The organism is Xanthomonas theicola (genome assembly GCF_014236795.1).
GTDB lineage: Bacteria > Pseudomonadota > Gammaproteobacteria > Xanthomonadales > Xanthomonadaceae > Xanthomonas_A > Xanthomonas_A theicola.
The window spans coordinates 543,958-559,223 of record NZ_CP049017.1; the positions used below are offsets into that span (position 1 = coordinate 543,958).

The 15,266-nt window shown below is 68.5% G+C and carries 11 protein-coding genes, 2 pseudogenes and 1 riboswitch; of the genes and pseudogenes, 9 read left to right on the forward strand and 4 right to left on the reverse strand.

The features are described from left to right. Window positions 1-132: 132 nt before the first annotated feature. The 6 genes and pseudogenes from G4Q83_RS02425 to G4Q83_RS02450 all read left to right on the forward strand — a co-directional run bounded on the left by G4Q83_RS02425 (window position 133) and on the right by G4Q83_RS02450 (window position 3,610). Window positions 133-543, forward strand: coding sequence for a MerC domain-containing protein (locus G4Q83_RS02425; RefSeq protein WP_128421825.1), 411 nt, complete (start codon window positions 133-135; stop codon window positions 541-543). 107 nt (window positions 544-650) lie between these two features. Beyond that, the gene (locus G4Q83_RS02430; protein ID WP_128421826.1) at window positions 651-836 is read left to right on the forward strand and encodes a 30S ribosomal protein THX; all 186 of its coding nucleotides are present in this window, start codon (window positions 651-653) and stop codon (window positions 834-836) included. 227 nt (window positions 837-1,063) lie between these two features. Next, complete coding sequence (locus G4Q83_RS02435) at window positions 1,064-1,606, forward strand: Arm DNA-binding domain-containing protein (protein WP_425480342.1); 543 nt, start codon at window positions 1,064-1,066, stop codon at window positions 1,604-1,606. 14 nt (window positions 1,607-1,620) lie between these two features. After that, window positions 1,621-1,812: pseudogene (locus G4Q83_RS02440) on the forward strand (transposase); the annotation flags it as partial. Then, window positions 1,813-2,298, forward strand: a pseudogene (locus G4Q83_RS02445) (IS5 family transposase); the annotation flags it as partial. Window positions 2,299-3,052: 754 nt separating this feature from the next. Beyond that, entirely contained in the window at window positions 3,053-3,610 is a 558-nt protein-coding gene (locus G4Q83_RS02450) for a DUF3228 family protein (protein WP_128421318.1), read from the forward strand. Window positions 3,611-3,707: 97 nt separating this feature from the next. Here G4Q83_RS02450 and G4Q83_RS02455 read toward each other — a convergent pair whose 3' ends face one another. From G4Q83_RS02455 to G4Q83_RS02465, 3 genes are read right to left on the reverse strand one after another with little or no spacing between them, the layout of a single operon-like run. Next, on the reverse strand, window positions 3,708-4,403 hold the full coding sequence (locus tag G4Q83_RS02455) for a sulfotransferase family protein (protein ID WP_128421319.1): 696 nt from the start codon (window positions 4,401-4,403) through the stop codon (window positions 3,708-3,710). After that, the gene (locus tag G4Q83_RS02460; protein ID WP_128421320.1) at window positions 4,400-5,314 is read right to left on the reverse strand and encodes a sulfotransferase domain-containing protein; all 915 of its coding nucleotides are present in this window, start codon (window positions 5,312-5,314) and stop codon (window positions 4,400-4,402) included. Before G4Q83_RS02460 ends, G4Q83_RS02455 begins: the two co-directional genes overlap by 4 nt. Next, entirely contained in the window at window positions 5,307-6,614 is a 1,308-nt protein-coding gene (locus G4Q83_RS02465) for a cytochrome P450 (RefSeq protein WP_249027558.1), read from the reverse strand. The genes G4Q83_RS02460 and G4Q83_RS02465 overlap by 8 nt, the downstream gene beginning before the upstream one ends. A 551-nt stretch (window positions 6,615-7,165) precedes the next feature. Between G4Q83_RS02465 and G4Q83_RS02470 the strand changes: the two genes are divergently transcribed. Continuing rightward, window positions 7,166-7,933: a class I SAM-dependent DNA methyltransferase gene (locus G4Q83_RS02470; protein ID WP_128421322.1), complete on the forward strand. Its 768-nt coding sequence runs from the start codon at window positions 7,166-7,168 to the stop codon at window positions 7,931-7,933. An 88-nt stretch (window positions 7,934-8,021) separates the two neighbouring features. On the opposite strand, the gene ahcY is transcribed toward G4Q83_RS02470, so the two are convergent. Continuing rightward, the gene (gene ahcY / locus G4Q83_RS02475) at window positions 8,022-9,467 is read right to left on the reverse strand and encodes an adenosylhomocysteinase (protein WP_128421323.1); all 1,446 of its coding nucleotides are present in this window, start codon (window positions 9,465-9,467) and stop codon (window positions 8,022-8,024) included. Between the two features lie 37 nt (window positions 9,468-9,504). Then, window positions 9,505-9,603: riboswitch (S-adenosyl-L-homocysteine riboswitch) on the reverse strand. A 146-nt stretch (window positions 9,604-9,749) separates the two neighbouring features. On the opposite strand from ahcY, the gene G4Q83_RS02480 reads away from it, so the two are divergent. Beyond that, a complete protein-coding gene (locus tag G4Q83_RS02480; protein WP_128421324.1) occupies window positions 9,750-12,260 on the forward strand; it encodes a S9 family peptidase in 2,511 nt (836 codons plus the stop codon). A gap of 190 nt (window positions 12,261-12,450) precedes the next feature. Beyond that, a complete protein-coding gene (gene ppc / locus G4Q83_RS02485; protein ID WP_128421325.1) occupies window positions 12,451-15,168 on the forward strand; it encodes a phosphoenolpyruvate carboxylase in 2,718 nt (905 codons plus the stop codon). The last annotated feature ends 98 nt before the right edge of the window (window positions 15,169-15,266 follow it).

The window sequence follows — 15,266 nt, forward strand, 5'->3', positions numbered from 1 at the left end:
CGTGGCGGGGGCGCGAACGCTCGCATCGCTGCAGGGCGGCGACAGGCAACGCAGGCGGGGGACGCGACCCTGGTCTGCACCGCGGTTAATGTTATATTATTGTATAACAAAATCACCACTGTGCTGGAAGTCATGCAAACCTTTGATCTGCGCGCATTGCTCGACCGCCTGGGCGCCACCGGTTCGCTGCTGTGTGCGGTGCATTGCGCGCTGCTGCCGCTGGCGCTGGCGCTGCTGCCGTCGCTGGGCCTGTCGGTGTGGCTGGGCGATGGCGTGGAACGCACGTTGGTGCTGTTCGTGACCTGCCTGGGCCTGTTCAGCCTGGTCCTGGGCTACCGTCGGCACCGCGCCTGGCAGGCGCTGGGCCTGCTGCTGCTGGGCCTGCTGTCGCTGTGGCTCGGCATCCTGGTGCCTGCGCTGCACCATGCCGTGGCCGCGCATGCGGCGGTCATGACCTTTGGCGGCACCCTGGTCGGGCTGGCGCACCTGCTCAACCTGCGGCTCAATCACGGCCATCTGCACGACGCCAGCTGCGCCCACTGAGCGCACGTGGTAGGCTTGCCGCCCTTGCGCGAGGGCGCCGACCCGCTGGCCTCGCCAAACCCGTGCATCGCGCGGGGATTTCGCACAACATTCAGGAGTCGATGAGCATGGGTAAGGGTGACCGCAAGACCGCCAAGGGCAAGCGCTACAACGCCAGCTATGGCAATTCGCGCGCGCACAGCGTGAACAAGGTGGCGGTGGGCGCAACTGCGCCGGTCGCCAAGAAGTCGGTGGTCAAGGCCCCGGCGGCGAAAAAGGCCGTGGCCAAGAAGACGGTCGCCAAGGCCGGCTGATTCGCGGCTCCAGCAGTACGCGGGAACGCGGCGCTTGCGCCGCGTTTTTTTGTTTCAGGATGACTCCAGCCCGGTAATTCGCTGACTGCGTCGTAGCTCGATACAGTAGGTTTATCAATAAATTACGCGCATCCATCATATGCCGGTGCTTTCTGAAACCTGCCCCGGTTTTCCCTCGCGCCGCTCCTATTTGGCTCTTGGAATCCGAGGCGTTCCGAGGAGTCATCATGGCTAAGATCAAGCTTACCAAGACCGCCGTAGAGTCGGCGCGACCCCAGGCAAAGGATGTCGAACTACGGGATACAGTGGTGCCCGGCTTCTTCTGCAAGATTACCCCGACTGGTCGCCGAGTGTTCATGCTCCAGTACCGGACAATCTCGGGGCAGACGCGCAAGCCCTCGCTGGGTCTGTTCGGGGAACTGACCGTCGAACAGGCACGCTCGCTTGCGCAGGAGTGGCTTGCCGAGGTTCGCCGGGGCGGCGACCCCGGTGGTGCCAAAGCCGAGGCACGCAAGGCGCCCACGATGGCCGACTTGTGCAAGAAGTTCATGGAGGACTACTCCAAGAGGCGCAACAAGCTCAGCACGCAGCGTGGCTATCAGGGCGTCATCGACCGCAACATCATCCCGTTGCTGGGTCGCAAGAAAGTGCATGACGTGAAGCGGCCCGATATTGCCGGGCTGATGGAGAAGTTGGCCTACAAGCCGGCCGAGGCTAACCGCACGTTCGGCGTGCTGCGTAAGAACCTGTTCACGATCTTTCCCGGGTAGTGCAAACTCTGCGGATGCGCACAAAGACGTATCCGAGTGCCATGAGCCGGGAGCGGTTCGAGCAGATCCGCCCCATTCTGGAGCAGGCGCGCAAGCGTACCAAGCCACGGACCGTGGATCTGTAGGACGTGTGGTGCGCGGTGCTGTACCTGCTGCGCACCGGCTGTCAGTGGCCAGCGCTGCCCAGCGACTTCCCGAAGTGGCGCCCTGAGATGCATCAGACCAAGAAGGGCAATCAGTGGTATTTCGGGATGAAGGCGCACATCGGCGTGGATGCGTTTTCCGGGTTGGTGCACCAGGTCCGTTGCACGGCCGCCAATGTCGCCGATGTCACGGTGGCGCACGCCTTGCTGCATGGCAAAGAAGACAGCGTGTTCGGCGATAGCGGCGATAGCGGTGCGGACAAACGCGACGAACTGCAAAACTGCAAGGCAGCATTCTTCATTGCCGCCAGACCCTCGACGATCCAAGCCATCGGCAATCAACGCGAGCGTGCCCGGCAAACGCGTTGGGAACACTTCAAGGCCAGCGTACGCGCGAAGGTGGAGCATCCATTCCGGGTGATCAAACGCCAGTTCGGTTACACCAAGGTCCGCTATCGGGGCCTAGCCAAGAACACGGCGCAGGTGCTGACGTTGTTTGCGCTCTCCAATCGATGGATGGCGCGCCGGCAGTTGCTGCCGGCCAGGGGGGAATGCTGCCTGGCGCGGGATACGTCGCCAGAAAAGCGCAAAACCTCGTCCGACAAACCCGCTTTACGCGTTCCTGGCGTTCAAGATGCCGGAATGTATGTGGTCTGGAACGTTGTTCAGACCTTCCCTAGATAGGTATTCATTGCATTGGTCGATGCAAAGCGGGATCCGGTTCCGCCCGGGAGGTGAAACATGGCGATGCAGCGCAATGCCGGCGTTGCGCGGACAGCGTAGGGTGCATGCGCTTGCGCAAGCGGCGGCTGCCGGTCTGCCCCCTACGGGCGCTTGCAGGCCGCGCGCCGCTGGTGTTCGCTGCGTGCCGGAGCGATGCAGATGCATGCGGGCATCGATGCGGCGCGCCATGCGTACGTTGCATGCCTGCCGAGCCGCCACGTCGCTGCATATGCGCAACGCCTTGCGTTGCCCGATGCTAAAGTCTCCGTCCCAAAGCGCATGCACAGCCGCACGACGACGCGCGATGCCTTCTATCCGAATCGACCATGCGCTGGCGCATCCGTAGCAGGCGCCGTACCTGCGCGGGATTGCCATGGCGCGCGCAACACCGCGCCACCGCCGGTCCACACAGGCGGGGCTGCAGCGCGTACGGTACGGCTGTTCGGCGGGGCACCCTGTAGGAGGCACTGCGGAACCGTTGGTGCCGATGCCTGCCGTCCGCCGCATGCGCGCGGTTTTCGGCGCTGTGCATTGCCCGCCGGGCGCGCTACGCTTGGCCGTCCTCGTGCCCGCACCGGCCATGTCCATCGTCCTCACCCCTTTCGCCCGCACCCGCCTGTTCCCGCGCGACCAGCGCCGCAACGCGATCCAGGACTGCACGCCGGCGCACTTCGAGCGCCATCTCAACAACACCGCGCCGCTGCAAGTGCTGGACGGCTATGCGCCATTCTGCAAGTTGCACGTGCACCGCAACTGGACCGCGACCCGTTGCCTGACCATGCCGATCACCGCTGCCAACCGCCACCTGCTGCGCTCCGGCTACGAGGCGCGCAGCGGGCAGGAGCTGCCGGTGCTGGTGCGCTGGTTCGAAGGCGTCGAGCCGCCAGTCGCCCAATACCTGCTGCCCATCCTCTACAGCCGCGAGCAACTGGCGCATGAGGGCGTGCCGATCGCGGCCGACTGGGGCGTGGTCGGCTGCCTCTACACCGCCGAACCGCAGCAGATCCCGATGGCGCCGATCACGATGCTGCGCAATGCGCTGGGCGTGGAGGAAGGCGGCTCGGGCGTCGCGCTGGACCGCGAGGCGTACCGGCGCAGCGTGGCGTTCTGGGAGCGCAATGCCAACTGGCGGCAATAGGCGCTGCCGCCGGGCGGGTGCCCATGCTGGCGTTGCCTTGATGGGCGTGCGGCGATGCGCCGCGATGGCTTCCGTGCGTGTCCGCGGCGCATCCCGCTCATAGGCGGTCCGAGGATGCGAACGCCGTGGTTGCGAGCTGTTCCAGGTAGGCGCGCAGGCGTTGCTCGACCAGCGCCGGGTCGGTCGGGAGCGGACGCGCCTGCCCGCCGCCTTCGCGCGCATGCACGCGGGGATAGGGCACCTGCGGTACCGGCAGGCCCAGGAAGCCGCACAGCCTGTCCCAGCCCTCGTCGGCGGTGAGCACCAGCAGGCGCTCCTTCGGTACGCGGTCGATCACGCGCTGGTTCCAGCGCTGGAAGTAGTCGGTCATGAAGGCGCGCTCGCCGAGATGCTGGCCCATGTCGCGTCGCAGGAACCGGCTGAGCTTCTGGCCGTCGCTGCCGAACAGCGACGGGGCGCGGTCGTCCGTCGCGAAGATCGTCGCCTGCACGGAGTCGAACCAGGCGTCGGGGTCGCGCACGGTCAGGATCACCTTGGCCTGCGTCCAGTGAGCCGCCAGTTCCGGCCAGAAGCAGCAACCTGGGTAGTCGGTCGTCGCGCTATAGCCGGCAAAGATCGCGTCCCAGTCCGGGCGTCCCTCGATCGCCGCATTCCATCGCGGCAACGCATGCCGCAGATTCGCCGCCAACTCCATCGCGTGGTAGCAGCGGCCGAGTCCGAGGTACTCCAGCGCCAGCTTCAGCGACAATGTGCCGGTACGCCCGAGGCCGGCGCCGATCACCTGCAGCGTCATGCGCCTCCCGCCTGCCCATGCGCCAGCCAGCGTGCGCCGTCCGCACCCAGTAGCTGGTGCGCGCGCCGCTCGTAGGCTGCACTGACCGCCGGCGCCAGCACCTCGCGCCAGCGTCCATTGCGGCCCCGGTTGAAGAACGCTTTGCCGCCATCGCGCCACAGCCCTGCGCCCTGCGGCACATAGCGCGCCGCGTGCATGCGCATGTAGTCGAAGCGACAGTGCGCCAGGATGGCGTTCCAAGCGGAGGGCCGGACCTGGATATCGAGAAATGCCGCGATCCGCCGCGCCTGGCCGGGAAGATCGTCGAGCAGATCGGCATAGTGCAGCATCAGTACATTGCACCGTGTCCGCAGCTCCCACCAGGAGCGTACGCCTTCCCAGAATGGCCAGAACGGCGCGCCGTCGCGTTCCAGCCAGTGCGCCACGTAGTCCGTCATCGGCAGGCTCGGTGGCTGCACGACGCGAAGCCTGCCCGCGCCTTCGCCGCCCGCATCCAGGCGCGCCTGGGCGTCCTGGCTGACCGCGCATTGGTGATCGTACAGACTGAAGGCGATGTCGCGCCCATCGCGGCCGATGTACAGATACTTGGCGCGCTCGCAGAACACCAGCGCATCGGCCGGCAAATGCGTCTTCATGAAACGCCGATGCGTCTGCGCCGCGAGCAGTGCGTGTTTGCTTGCCTTGTCCGGGTGCACGCCATCGACCCAGGGCGAGATGGCCGAGACGTCGATGCGGGCCTTTCCGCCGAAGATCAGCTGGGCGACGATTTGCTGCAGCCAGGTCGTCCCTGCCTTGGCGTAGCTGGCGATCACGATGTCGTCGTCGCGGAAGACGACATCGTTCCACACGGTGGAGTCGAAGAAGCGGTTTGCGTATTCCCGTGATTTCATCGGAGCGGCCACGTCAGCCATGCGGGATGTCCGAAACGGAGGGAGAAGGGCGCGGCCATGCCTGCGACATGCCCGCTGCGCCCGCCGGGCGCGGCAGCAACGCGATGCGTACATCGAGCGGCCGCAGTACCAGCGCGGGGAAGGGCGACGGGCGCGCGTCCGGAGCCAGTCGCAGCGCGAAGGCGTGCAGCACGCAGGCGATCACCACGGTCATCTGGGTCATCGCCAGCATGCTGCCGATACAGCTTCGGGGGCCGCCGCCGAACGGGAAATAGGCATAGCGCGGCAGCGGCTGGATGCGCGCGCCGTGCAGCCAGCGTTCGGGAACGAAGGCGTCGGGATCGGAAAAGTTGCGCCGATCGCGGTGTACGACCCATTGGCTCACCACCAGTTGCGTGCCGGCCGGGACATCGAAGCCGCTCAGCGTGGTCGCGCGTTGCGCGATCCTGGCGGTCATCCATGCCGGCGGATACAGCCGCATCGCCTCTTTCACGCAGGCCTTGGCCAGCGGCAACCGCTCGATCACGTCGGCGCCGGGGAGAGCGTCCGCATCCAGCGCCGCACCGGCCTCGTCCGCCAAGGCCTGCGCGGTCTGCGGGTGCTGCGCCAGCAACAGCAAGGTCCAGGCCAGGCCGGCGGCCATCGGCTCCAGCGCGGACATCAGCATGGCCGCTGTCTCGTCCCGGCACCACCGACTGCGGCCTTGCGGATCCTCGGCCAGCAGCAGGTCCAAGACCGACGCGGCGCTTGGCGGGGTGTCCAGGCAATGCGCCAGGATTCGGTCCAGTGCCGCATCCAACTCGTCGCGCGCGCGGCGCAGGCGCCGGTTGCCCGGTGTCGGCCACCACCACGGATGCCTGGACTGGCTGCGCGTCTGCTGCATGATCGCGTCCACCATCGGCAGCATCTGCGAAAGGTGGGGAGACTGCGACGGATCGCCGAGCAGGAAGCCGGCGCCCAGTTGCGCGCACACCTCGGTCATCAGTACGCGCATGTCCATCGCATCGCCCGGCTGCGCCCAGCGCTGCAGCAATGGTTGCGTGGCCGCAACTGCTTGCGCGGCATAGTCCCGCACCAGCGCCGAGCGGAATGCCGGCTGCAACCGTTGTCGCTTCTGGCGCCAGTCCTTGCCGACGCTGTTCATGACCGACGCGGGGAACGCGGCACGGCGTTGACTGGGATCCGGATCGCACTTCCCATGGCGTTCGCCGTCGTCGCCGAGCACCTCGCCGATCAATGCCGGTTCGGCAACCAGATAGGTGCGTTCGGCGATCCTGACGACGTCGCCGTGGTCGCGCGCGCACGCCTGCAGGAACGCCAGCGGATCGTCGGAGAATGCGGCACGATTGCCGAGCGCCCAATGCCCTCGGGGGCCGGGCGGAACGCGGCGGATCGAGCTGGCTCGCATCGATTGGCCTGGGCTGCTGGTACCGGTAATGCAGCGTGCGCCGCGATGCGGCCGAGCGGTGGGCGCTGTCCGCGCGCAGACTCTACGAAAGGAGGCGTCGTGCCTCCTCTCTACAACGGCGCCAGCTGCCCGGGTGGATGGGTCAGTAGGAGTAGATATAGCCGAGCTTGCGGCCACCGAGTGCCTGGACCCAACGTGCCAGCGAATCAAAAAGGCGTTTCATGCCGATATTCCTTCTGAATGGGACGATTTCCAATGGGACGAGCGCGCTCCCGTCGAATAGGTGTTTCAGGAGCATGCAGAGCATGCATGGCCGCAATGGACGGGTCAAGCGCAAAACCAATAGTCATATGGCCAAACCAAAGGATCGTGCAATGCGCCATGGGTCCACCGACAGTACGTAGCGGTGCGGTGATGTGTGATCTGGTTCATGTTATCGTCGTGCCAGTTCCAGTAGCGAGCCGATGCGCGTGATCGCCACACACCAGTACAACCGTTTCGCCGCGTTCTACGACGACTGGCACGATCAGTGGCCTGCGGATGCGACCCAGCAGTGCGTGCAGACATTGGCCGAACTCGCCGCCGGGCGTGCGTCGCTCGAACTCGGCATCGGCACCGGTCGTATTGCCTTGCCACTGTCGCAGCATGGCGTGCCGGTCGCGGGAATCGACAACGCGCCCGCGATGCTGGACAAGCTGCGCGCCAAGCCGGGCAGCGAGCGCTTGCAACTGGTCTGCGCCGATTTTGTCGAGATGCCTTTGCCCGGACCATTCGGGCTGATCTATGCCGTGTTTTCGTTAGGCTACCTGCTCACGCAGGCCGAGCAATTGCGTTGCATCGTCAACGCCGGCCGATGCCTGGCCGTCGATGGATCGCTGGTGATCCAGACCGCCGTTCCGGGCGCCGAGGCCTTCGATACCGACGGCAAGGTGAGCCGGGTACTCGATGTACCGGGCGAAGATAGCGAAGGCGCCGCGGTCATGCTGCTGTGCTCCCAGGCCGACCCGGTGCTGCAGCGCATCGACCAGCGTGTGGTGGTGGCGGGTGAGGCCGGCACGCGTATCTTCGCCGAGCGCAGGCGCTATGTCTGGCCGTCCGAACTGGATCTGATGGCGCACATCGCCGGCTTGCGCCTGTCTGCGCGATGGAGCAGTTGGACACGGCAACCGTACAGCGCGCGCAGCCGCACGCAGGTATCGATCTACACGCCCGACGCCGGCGTCCAGCGTTGACCGCCCGATGCGGCGGCGGGCGCGTCGAGTGTGAAACACGTCGGGCGCCTTGCGCCGCACGACGTATCGACCCCAGGCCGGCGGCCGCTCAGTAGCGGTAATGCTCCGGTTTGTACGGGCCATCGACCGACACGCCGAGGTAGGCGGCCTGTTCGCCGGTCAGCTTGGTCAGCTTCACGCCGATCTTTTCCAGGTGCAGGCGCGCCACTTCCTCGTCCAGCTTCTTGGGCAGGCGGTAGACCTGCTTTTCGTAGCTGTCCTTGTTCCGCCACAGGTCGATCTGCGCCAGGGTCTGGTTGGCGAAGCTGTTGGACATCACGAAACTGGGATGGCCGGTGGCGCAGCCCAGGTTGACCAGGCGGCCCTCGGCCAGCAGGAAGATCGCGTTGCCGTTCGGGAACACGAACTTGTCCACCTGTGGCTTGATGTTGATCTTCCGCATGCCGGGGAACTTGTACAGCGCCTCGACCTGGATCTCGTTGTCGAAGTGGCCGATGTTGCAGACGATGGCCTGGTCCTTCATCCGCGTCAGGTGCTCGATGCGCAGGATGTCCTTGTTGCCGGTGGTGGTGACGTAGATGTCGGCCTGGCCCAGGCTGTCCTCGACGGTGTTGACCTCGAAGCCTTCCATCGCCGCCTGCAGCGCGCAGATCGGGTCGATCTCGGTGACGATGACGCGCGCGCCGTAGGCGCGCAGGCTGTGCGCCGAGCCCTTGCCGACGTCGCCGTAGCCGCACACCACGGCGACCTTGCCGGCCAGCATCACGTCCATCGCGCGCTTGAGGCCGTCGGCCAGCGACTCGCGGCAGCCGTACAGGTTGTCGAACTTGCTCTTGGTCACCGAGTCGTTGACGTTGATCGACGGCACCAACAGGGTGCCGGCCTCGGCCAACTGGTACAGGCGGTGCACGCCGGTGGTGGTTTCCTCGGACACGCCCTTCCAGTCCCCGACCACGCGGGTCCAGTAGCCGGGGCGCTCGGCGGCCACGCGCTTGAGCAGGTTCTTGATGACCTGTTCCTCGTGCGAGGAGGCCGGTTCGTCCACCCACTTGGAGCCGTTCTCCAGCTCGTAGCCCTTGTGGATCAGCAAGGTGACGTCGCCGCCGTCGTCCACCACCAGTTGCGGGCCGGTCTGGGTGCCGTCGGCCAGGGTGAAGGTCAGCGCGGCCAGGGTGCAGTCCCAGTATTCCTCCAGGGTCTCGCCCTTCCAGGCGAACACCGGGGTGCCGGTGGCGGCGATCGCCGCGGCGGCGTGATCCTGGGTGGAGAAGATGTTGCACGAGGCCCAGCGCAGGTCGGCGCCGATGTCCTTCAGCGTCTCGATCAGCACCGCGGTCTGGATGGTCATGTGCAGCGAGCCGGTCACGCGCACGCCGGCCAGCGGCTTGGCGGCGGCGTACTGGCGGCGGATCGCCATCAGGCCCGGCATCTCGTGCTCGGCGATGTCCAGTTCCTTGCGGCCCCAATCGGCCAGGGAGATGTCGGCGACCTTGTAGTCGCCCTGTGCGGAAACGTTCTTGAGTGCAGCGTTCATCGATATGGCTCCGGTCAATGGCGAGAAAAAACTCGCGAAGGTCCGGGCGCCGTTGTCGCTCAAGCCTGCCGCCGAGCCTGGCCGGGTCTGGAGGCGGGAAGCCCGCATCGACACGGTCGCAGCGCCCCTCGGCGGAGGGAACCGATTATAGCGGCTGCGGCGCGCGGCGCCTGAACCGGCGCGCCGCCCTGGGACGCGGCGCACGCCGGCCCAACCATCGACACGGGGCGGCGAAGGCGGCAGCTGCTACCGTCACCGTTTTGCCGGGATCGAGGGACGCACATGAACCAGACCAGCCACCCGCGCCGCCGCGACACCGCACCGTTGCGTGCGCTGCTGTGCGCGGGACTGGCCGCGGGCGGCGTGGCGCCGGGTGCGGACGCTGCGGACGCCGCCGCCACGGACGCCGGCTACCAGCTGCCGTCGGCGCCGCTGCAGGCGATCGTCGATGCGCCGCGCCCGCCGCAGCTGCTGCTGGGGCCGCACCGCGATCTGGCGGCGATGCTGCAGGTGCCGACGCTGGCGAGCATCGCCGAGGTGGCACAGCCGGAACTGAAGCTGGCCGGGATGCGCATCCATCCGCGCACCCGCTCCTGGAGCCGCTTCGTCTTCGGCGACAGGCTGTGGCTGCTGCAGGTCGCCGACGGCCGCGAACTGGCCATCGACGGGCTGCCGTCGCCGTTGTCGATCGCCGGCCTGGCATGGGCGCCGGACCAGCGCCACCTGGCGTTCAACCGGGTCGACGCGCGCAGCGGCGCCAATGAGCTGTGGGTGGTGGACGTCGCCCAGCGCCGGGCGCGGCGCGTGGCCGAGCGGCTCAACACCATCGTCGGCAGGAGCTACGCGTGGATGCCGGACAGCCGCCAATTATTGGTGTTGCTGCAGCCGCAGGCGCAGGGCCCGGCGCCGGCCAGCGACGCCGTGCCAACCGGGCCGGCGGTCCAGCAGACCGCCGGCGGCGGCGGCAGCGCACTGCGCACCTACCAGGATCTGCTCAAGAGCGAGGCCGACGCGCGCCAGTTCGACTACCAGCTGCGCGCGCAGCCGGCGCTGGTCGATGTCGAGGGCAGCGTGCGGCGCATCGCCGCGCCGGACCTGTACCTGTCGCTGGCGCCATCGCCCGACGGCCGTTATCTGTTGGCGCAGCGCCTGCAGCGACCGTTCTCCTATCTGGTGCCAGCCAGCGGCTTCCCGCGTGCGATCGAGGTGCTCGATCGCGACGGCAGGCTGGTGCACAGCGTGGCGCAGCTGCCGCTGGCGGAAGGCCTGCCCACCGGCAACGACGCGGTGCGCACCGGCGTGCGCGAGATCGACTGGCGCAGCGATGCGCCGGCGACGCTGATCTGGGCCGAGGCGCAGGACGGTGGCGATCCGGCGCGTGCCGCGCCGATCCGCGATGCGGTGATGCTGCAGGCCGCGCCGTTCGCCGAGCCGCCGCGCACGCTGATGCGGCTGCAGACGCGCTTCGAGGGCATCGCCTGGGGCCGCGGCGACCTGGCGCTGATCGACGAGTTCTGGTGGAAGACGCGCCAGCGCAGGCAGTGGCGGGTGGCGCCCGACCATCCCGGGCAGGCCCCGCAACTGCTGGTGCAGCGCTCGCGGGAGGACCGCTACGGCGACCCGGGCACGCCGGTGACGGTCAGCGATGCGGCCGGCAATGCGCGGCTGCTGGTGGCCGACGACGGCCACAGCCTGTTCCTGCAGGGCGAGGGCGCCTCGCCGCAGGGCGATCGTCCGTTCCTGGACCGCTACGACCTGGACACGCGCCGCAGCACCCGCCTGTTCCAGTCGCAGGCGCCGTACTACGAGGCACCGCAGGCGGTGCTGGATACGGCCGGCCGGCGTTTGCTGATCACCCGCGAGTCGCCGCAGCAGCCGCTCAACTACTACCGCATCGACGATGGCGATGCGTCCCGGCCGGTGGCCTTGACCCATTTCGCCGATCCCACCCCGCAACTGCGCGGGGCGCACAAGGAACAGATCCGCTACCGGCGCCAGGACGGGGTGGAACTGACCGCGACGCTGTTGCTGCCGCCCGGCTACGACGCCAAGCGCGACGGCCCGCTGCCGCTGCTGATGTGGGCCTACCCCGGCAATTTCAAGTCGGCCGACGCCGCCAGCCAGGTCACCGACTCGCCGTACCGCTTCAACGCGATCGGCTACTGGGGACCGCAGGCCTTCCTGGCGCTGGGCTATGCGGTGCTCAACGATCCGTCGATGCCGATCGTCGGCGAAGGCGAGCGCGAGCCGAACGACAGCTATGTCGAGCAACTGGTCGCCGACGCGCAGGCGGCGGTGGACGAGGTGGTGCGGCGCGGCGTCGCCGATCGCGCGCGCATCGCCATCGGTGGGCATTCCTATGGCGCCTTCATGACCGCGAATCTGCTTGCGCACACCCGCCTGTTCAAGGCCGGCATCGCCCGCAGCGGCGCCTACAACCGCTCGCTGACCCCGTTCGGCTTCCAGTCCGAGGAACGCACGTACTGGCAGGCGCAGCCGGTGTACCAGGCGATGTCCCCCTTCAACTACGCCGACCGGATCAAGGATCCGCTGCTGTTGATCCATGGCGCCGAGGACAACAACGCCGGCACCTTCCCGATCCAGAGCGAGCGCATGTACGCGGCGATCAAGGGCAACGGCGGCACCGCGCGGCTGGTGATCCTGCCCAACGAGGCGCATGCCTACCGCGCGCGCGAATCGGTGTTGCAGATGCTGGCCGAGAGCGAGCGCTGGCTGCGGACCTACCTGGGGCCAGCGTCGCCGCCGCGGCCGGTGCGCCAGCCGCGCCGTTGAGCGCGGCCGGCGCTGTCCGGCGACGGTTGCAGCGGCAAGCGACAGGCGGCCCAGTCGCGCGTGCGCCGTTCCATCGTCGCCACGGCGGGGGAACGCGATGGTTCGCGTTGAAACCGTCGCCGCGGCAGGCGAGCGACGAATACTTTGGGTTAGTCTTGCCGCGCCTCTCCTGCCGAGTCGTGCGTTGCCGATGAACGAGTACCGCAGCAATATCGTGTTTGCCACGCCCGATATCCCCTTGCGCGACGACGTACGCCGACTGGGGGCGCTGGTCGGCGACCTGCTCGCCGAGCAGGTGTCTGCGGAGTTCCTCGACGAGATCGAAACCATCCGCACCACCGCGATCGCCCGCCGCCAGAGCGATGCGCCGCCGTCCTCGCTGAGCGCGCAGCTCGAGGGCCGCGCGCCGTGCGCCGCGGAGGCGCTGGTGCGCGCCTTCAGCACCTATTTCCAGGTGGTCAACATCGCCGAGCGGGTGCACCGCATCCGCCGCCGCCGCGACTACCAGCGCAACAGCGCCGGCGCGCCGCAGCCGGACGGCCTGCACGATGCGTTGCGCCGGCTCAAGGCGCAGGGCGTCAGCGCGCAGGAACTGGGCCAGTGGCTGCCGCGCATCGACGTGGAGCCGGTGTTCACCGCGCACCCGACCGAGGCGGTGCGCCGCGCGCTGCTGGAGAAGGAGCAACTGATGGTGGCCAGCCTGGTCGACAACCTCGACGGCATGCGCACGCCCGGCGAACGCGCCACCGATGCGGCGCGCCTGCGCATGGCGCTGACCGCGTCGTGGCAGACCGCCGACTCCTCGCCGGTGCGGCCGACGGTGGAAGACGAACGCAAGCACGTCGGCTTCTACCTGACCCAGGTGCTGTACCGGGTGGTCCCGGTGATGTACGAGACCCTGGAGCAGGCGATCGAGGAAACCTACGGGGCGCCGCTGCCGCTGCCGCGCCTGCTGCGCTTCGGCACCTGGGTCGGCGGCGACATGGACGGCAATCCGAACGTGGATGCGGCCACCATCACCGCCACGCTCGATGCGCAGCGCCGCGCGGTGCTGGACCGCTATCTGAAGGAACTGTGGCGGCTGGCCAGCCTGCTCAGCCAGTCGACCACGCTGGTGGCGGTCAGCGCGCCGCTGCTGGCGCAGCTGCAACGCTACCGGCAACTGCTGCCCGAGGCCGCGGCGCGCTCGCGCCCACGCCATGGCGACATGCCGTACCGGCTGTTCAACGATCTGATGCGCGCGCGGCTGCGGGCCACCCTGGACGATGCCCCGGGCGCCTATGCCGCGCCGGCCGAACTGGAGCAGGACCTTGCGCTGATCCTGGACAGCCTGCAGGCCAACAAGGGCCTGCACGCCGGCTGGTTCGCGGTGCGCCGCCTGCTGTGGCGGGTGCGCAGCTTCGGCTTCCACCTGGCGCGCCTGGACCTGCGCCAGGAGTCCAGCGTGCATGCGCGCGCGGTCGCCGCCGCGCTGGGCGAGGACGACTGGGACGCGCGCCCGGCCGCCGAGCGCGCCCGCGCGCTCGGCGCCTATGCCGGCGGCGAGCGGACCCTGCCGGCGGCGCCCGAGGACGCCGGCAACGCGCGCCTGGACGCGGTGTTCGCCGCGCTCGCCGATGCGCGCGCACGCCACGGCGCCGATGCGCTGGGCAGCTACATCGTCAGCATGGCGCACAGCCGCGCCGACATGCTGATCGTGCTCGCGCTGGCACGGCGCGGCGGCCTGGTCGCCGCCGACGGCACGGTGCCGCTGGACATCGTGCCGCTGTTCGAGACCGTGGACGACCTGCGCGGCGGCACCGCGGTCCTGCGCGAGCTGCTGGCCGATCCGGTCTACCGCCGCCACCTGGCCGCGCGCGACGACGTGCAGATGGTGATGCTCGGCTATTCGGACAGCGGCAAGGACGGCGGCATCGCCGCCTCGCGCTGGGGCCTGCAGCGCGCGCAGGTGGAACTGCTCGAGGCGGCGGCCGAACTCGGCATCCGCCTGACCTTCTTCCATGGCCGCGGCGGTTCGATCGTGCGCGGCGGCGGCAAGACCACGCGCGCGCTGGAGGCGGCGCCGCGCGGCAGCGTCGACGGCCGGCTGCGGGTCACCGAGCAGGGCGAGGTGATCCATCGCAAGTACGGCATCCGCGCGCTGGCGCTGCGCTCGCTGGAACAGATGACCGGCGCGGTGCTGCTGTCGAGCCTGCGCCCACGCGCACCGGATGCGCGCGAGCAGGCGTGGCGGCCGGTGATGGACCTCGTCGCCGAGCACAGCACCGCCGCCTACCGCAGCTTCGTCGGCGATGCGGAGTTCATGCGTTACTTCCGCCTGGCCACGCCGATCGACGTGATCGAGCGGATGACGCTGGGCTCGCGGCCGTCGCGGCGGCTGGGCCAGGATGCGGCGCTGCAGAACCTGCGCGCGATTCCGTGGGTGTTCGCGTGGAGCCAGGCGCGCGCGGTGATCCCGGGCTGGTACGGCGTCGGCAGCGGGCTGCGCGCGGCGGTCGCGGCCGGCCACGAGGACACGCTGCGCGAGATGGCCGCCGACTGGCCGTTCTTCCGCACCTTCCTCGACGACATCGCGATGGTGCTGTCCAAGGGCGACCTCAACATCGCCGAGATGTTCTCGCGCCTGGCCGGGCCGCTGCATGCGCGCTTCTTCCCGCGCATCGGCGACGAACTGGCGCTGACCAAAAGCTGGGTGAAGTCGCTGACCGGGCAGTCGGCGCTGCTGCAGCACGACCCGCGCCTGGCACTGTCGATCCGCCTGCGCAATCCCTACATCGATCCGATCAGCGTGCTGCAGGTGGACCTGCTGCAGCGCTGGCGCGTCACCGGCGGCGAGGACGAGGACCTGCTGCGGGCATTGGTGGCCTGCGTCAACGGCGTCTCGCAGGGCGTGCAGAACACCGGTTGAGGCGGGCCGGATCTGCCCTCGGCGCGCCCGGCCGGTGCGGCTGCCGTGGGCGCCGGTCGCGATCGGGCCGGCGGGACTTCCGCGATCGGACAAAATTG

What these genes read in the sequence shown, in the direction of transcription:
- G4Q83_RS02425 (WP_128421825.1), top strand. Translation starts at nt 133, where the DNA reads ATGCAAACCTTTGATCTGCGCGCATTGCTCGACCGCCTGGGCGCCACC.
- G4Q83_RS02480 (WP_128421324.1), top strand. Translation starts at nt 9,750, where the DNA reads ATGAACCAGACCAGCCACCCGCGCCGCCGCGACACCGCACCGTTGCGT.
- G4Q83_RS02450 (WP_128421318.1), top strand. Translation starts at nt 3,053, where the DNA reads ATGTCCATCGTCCTCACCCCTTTCGCCCGCACCCGCCTGTTCCCGCGC.
- G4Q83_RS02470 (WP_128421322.1), top strand. Translation starts at nt 7,166, where the DNA reads ATGCGCGTGATCGCCACACACCAGTACAACCGTTTCGCCGCGTTCTAC.
- ppc (WP_128421325.1), top strand. Translation starts at nt 12,451, where the DNA reads ATGAACGAGTACCGCAGCAATATCGTGTTTGCCACGCCCGATATCCCC.
- G4Q83_RS02460 (WP_128421320.1), bottom strand. Translation starts at nt 5,314, where the DNA reads ATGGCTGACGTGGCCGCTCCGATGAAATCACGGGAATACGCAAACCGC.
- G4Q83_RS02435 (WP_425480342.1), top strand. Translation starts at nt 1,064, where the DNA reads ATGGCTAAGATCAAGCTTACCAAGACCGCCGTAGAGTCGGCGCGACCC.
- G4Q83_RS02430 (WP_128421826.1), top strand. Translation starts at nt 651, where the DNA reads ATGGGTAAGGGTGACCGCAAGACCGCCAAGGGCAAGCGCTACAACGCC.
- ahcY (WP_128421323.1), bottom strand. Translation starts at nt 9,467, where the DNA reads ATGAACGCTGCACTCAAGAACGTTTCCGCACAGGGCGACTACAAGGTC.
- G4Q83_RS02455 (WP_128421319.1), bottom strand. Translation starts at nt 4,403, where the DNA reads ATGACGCTGCAGGTGATCGGCGCCGGCCTCGGGCGTACCGGCACATTG.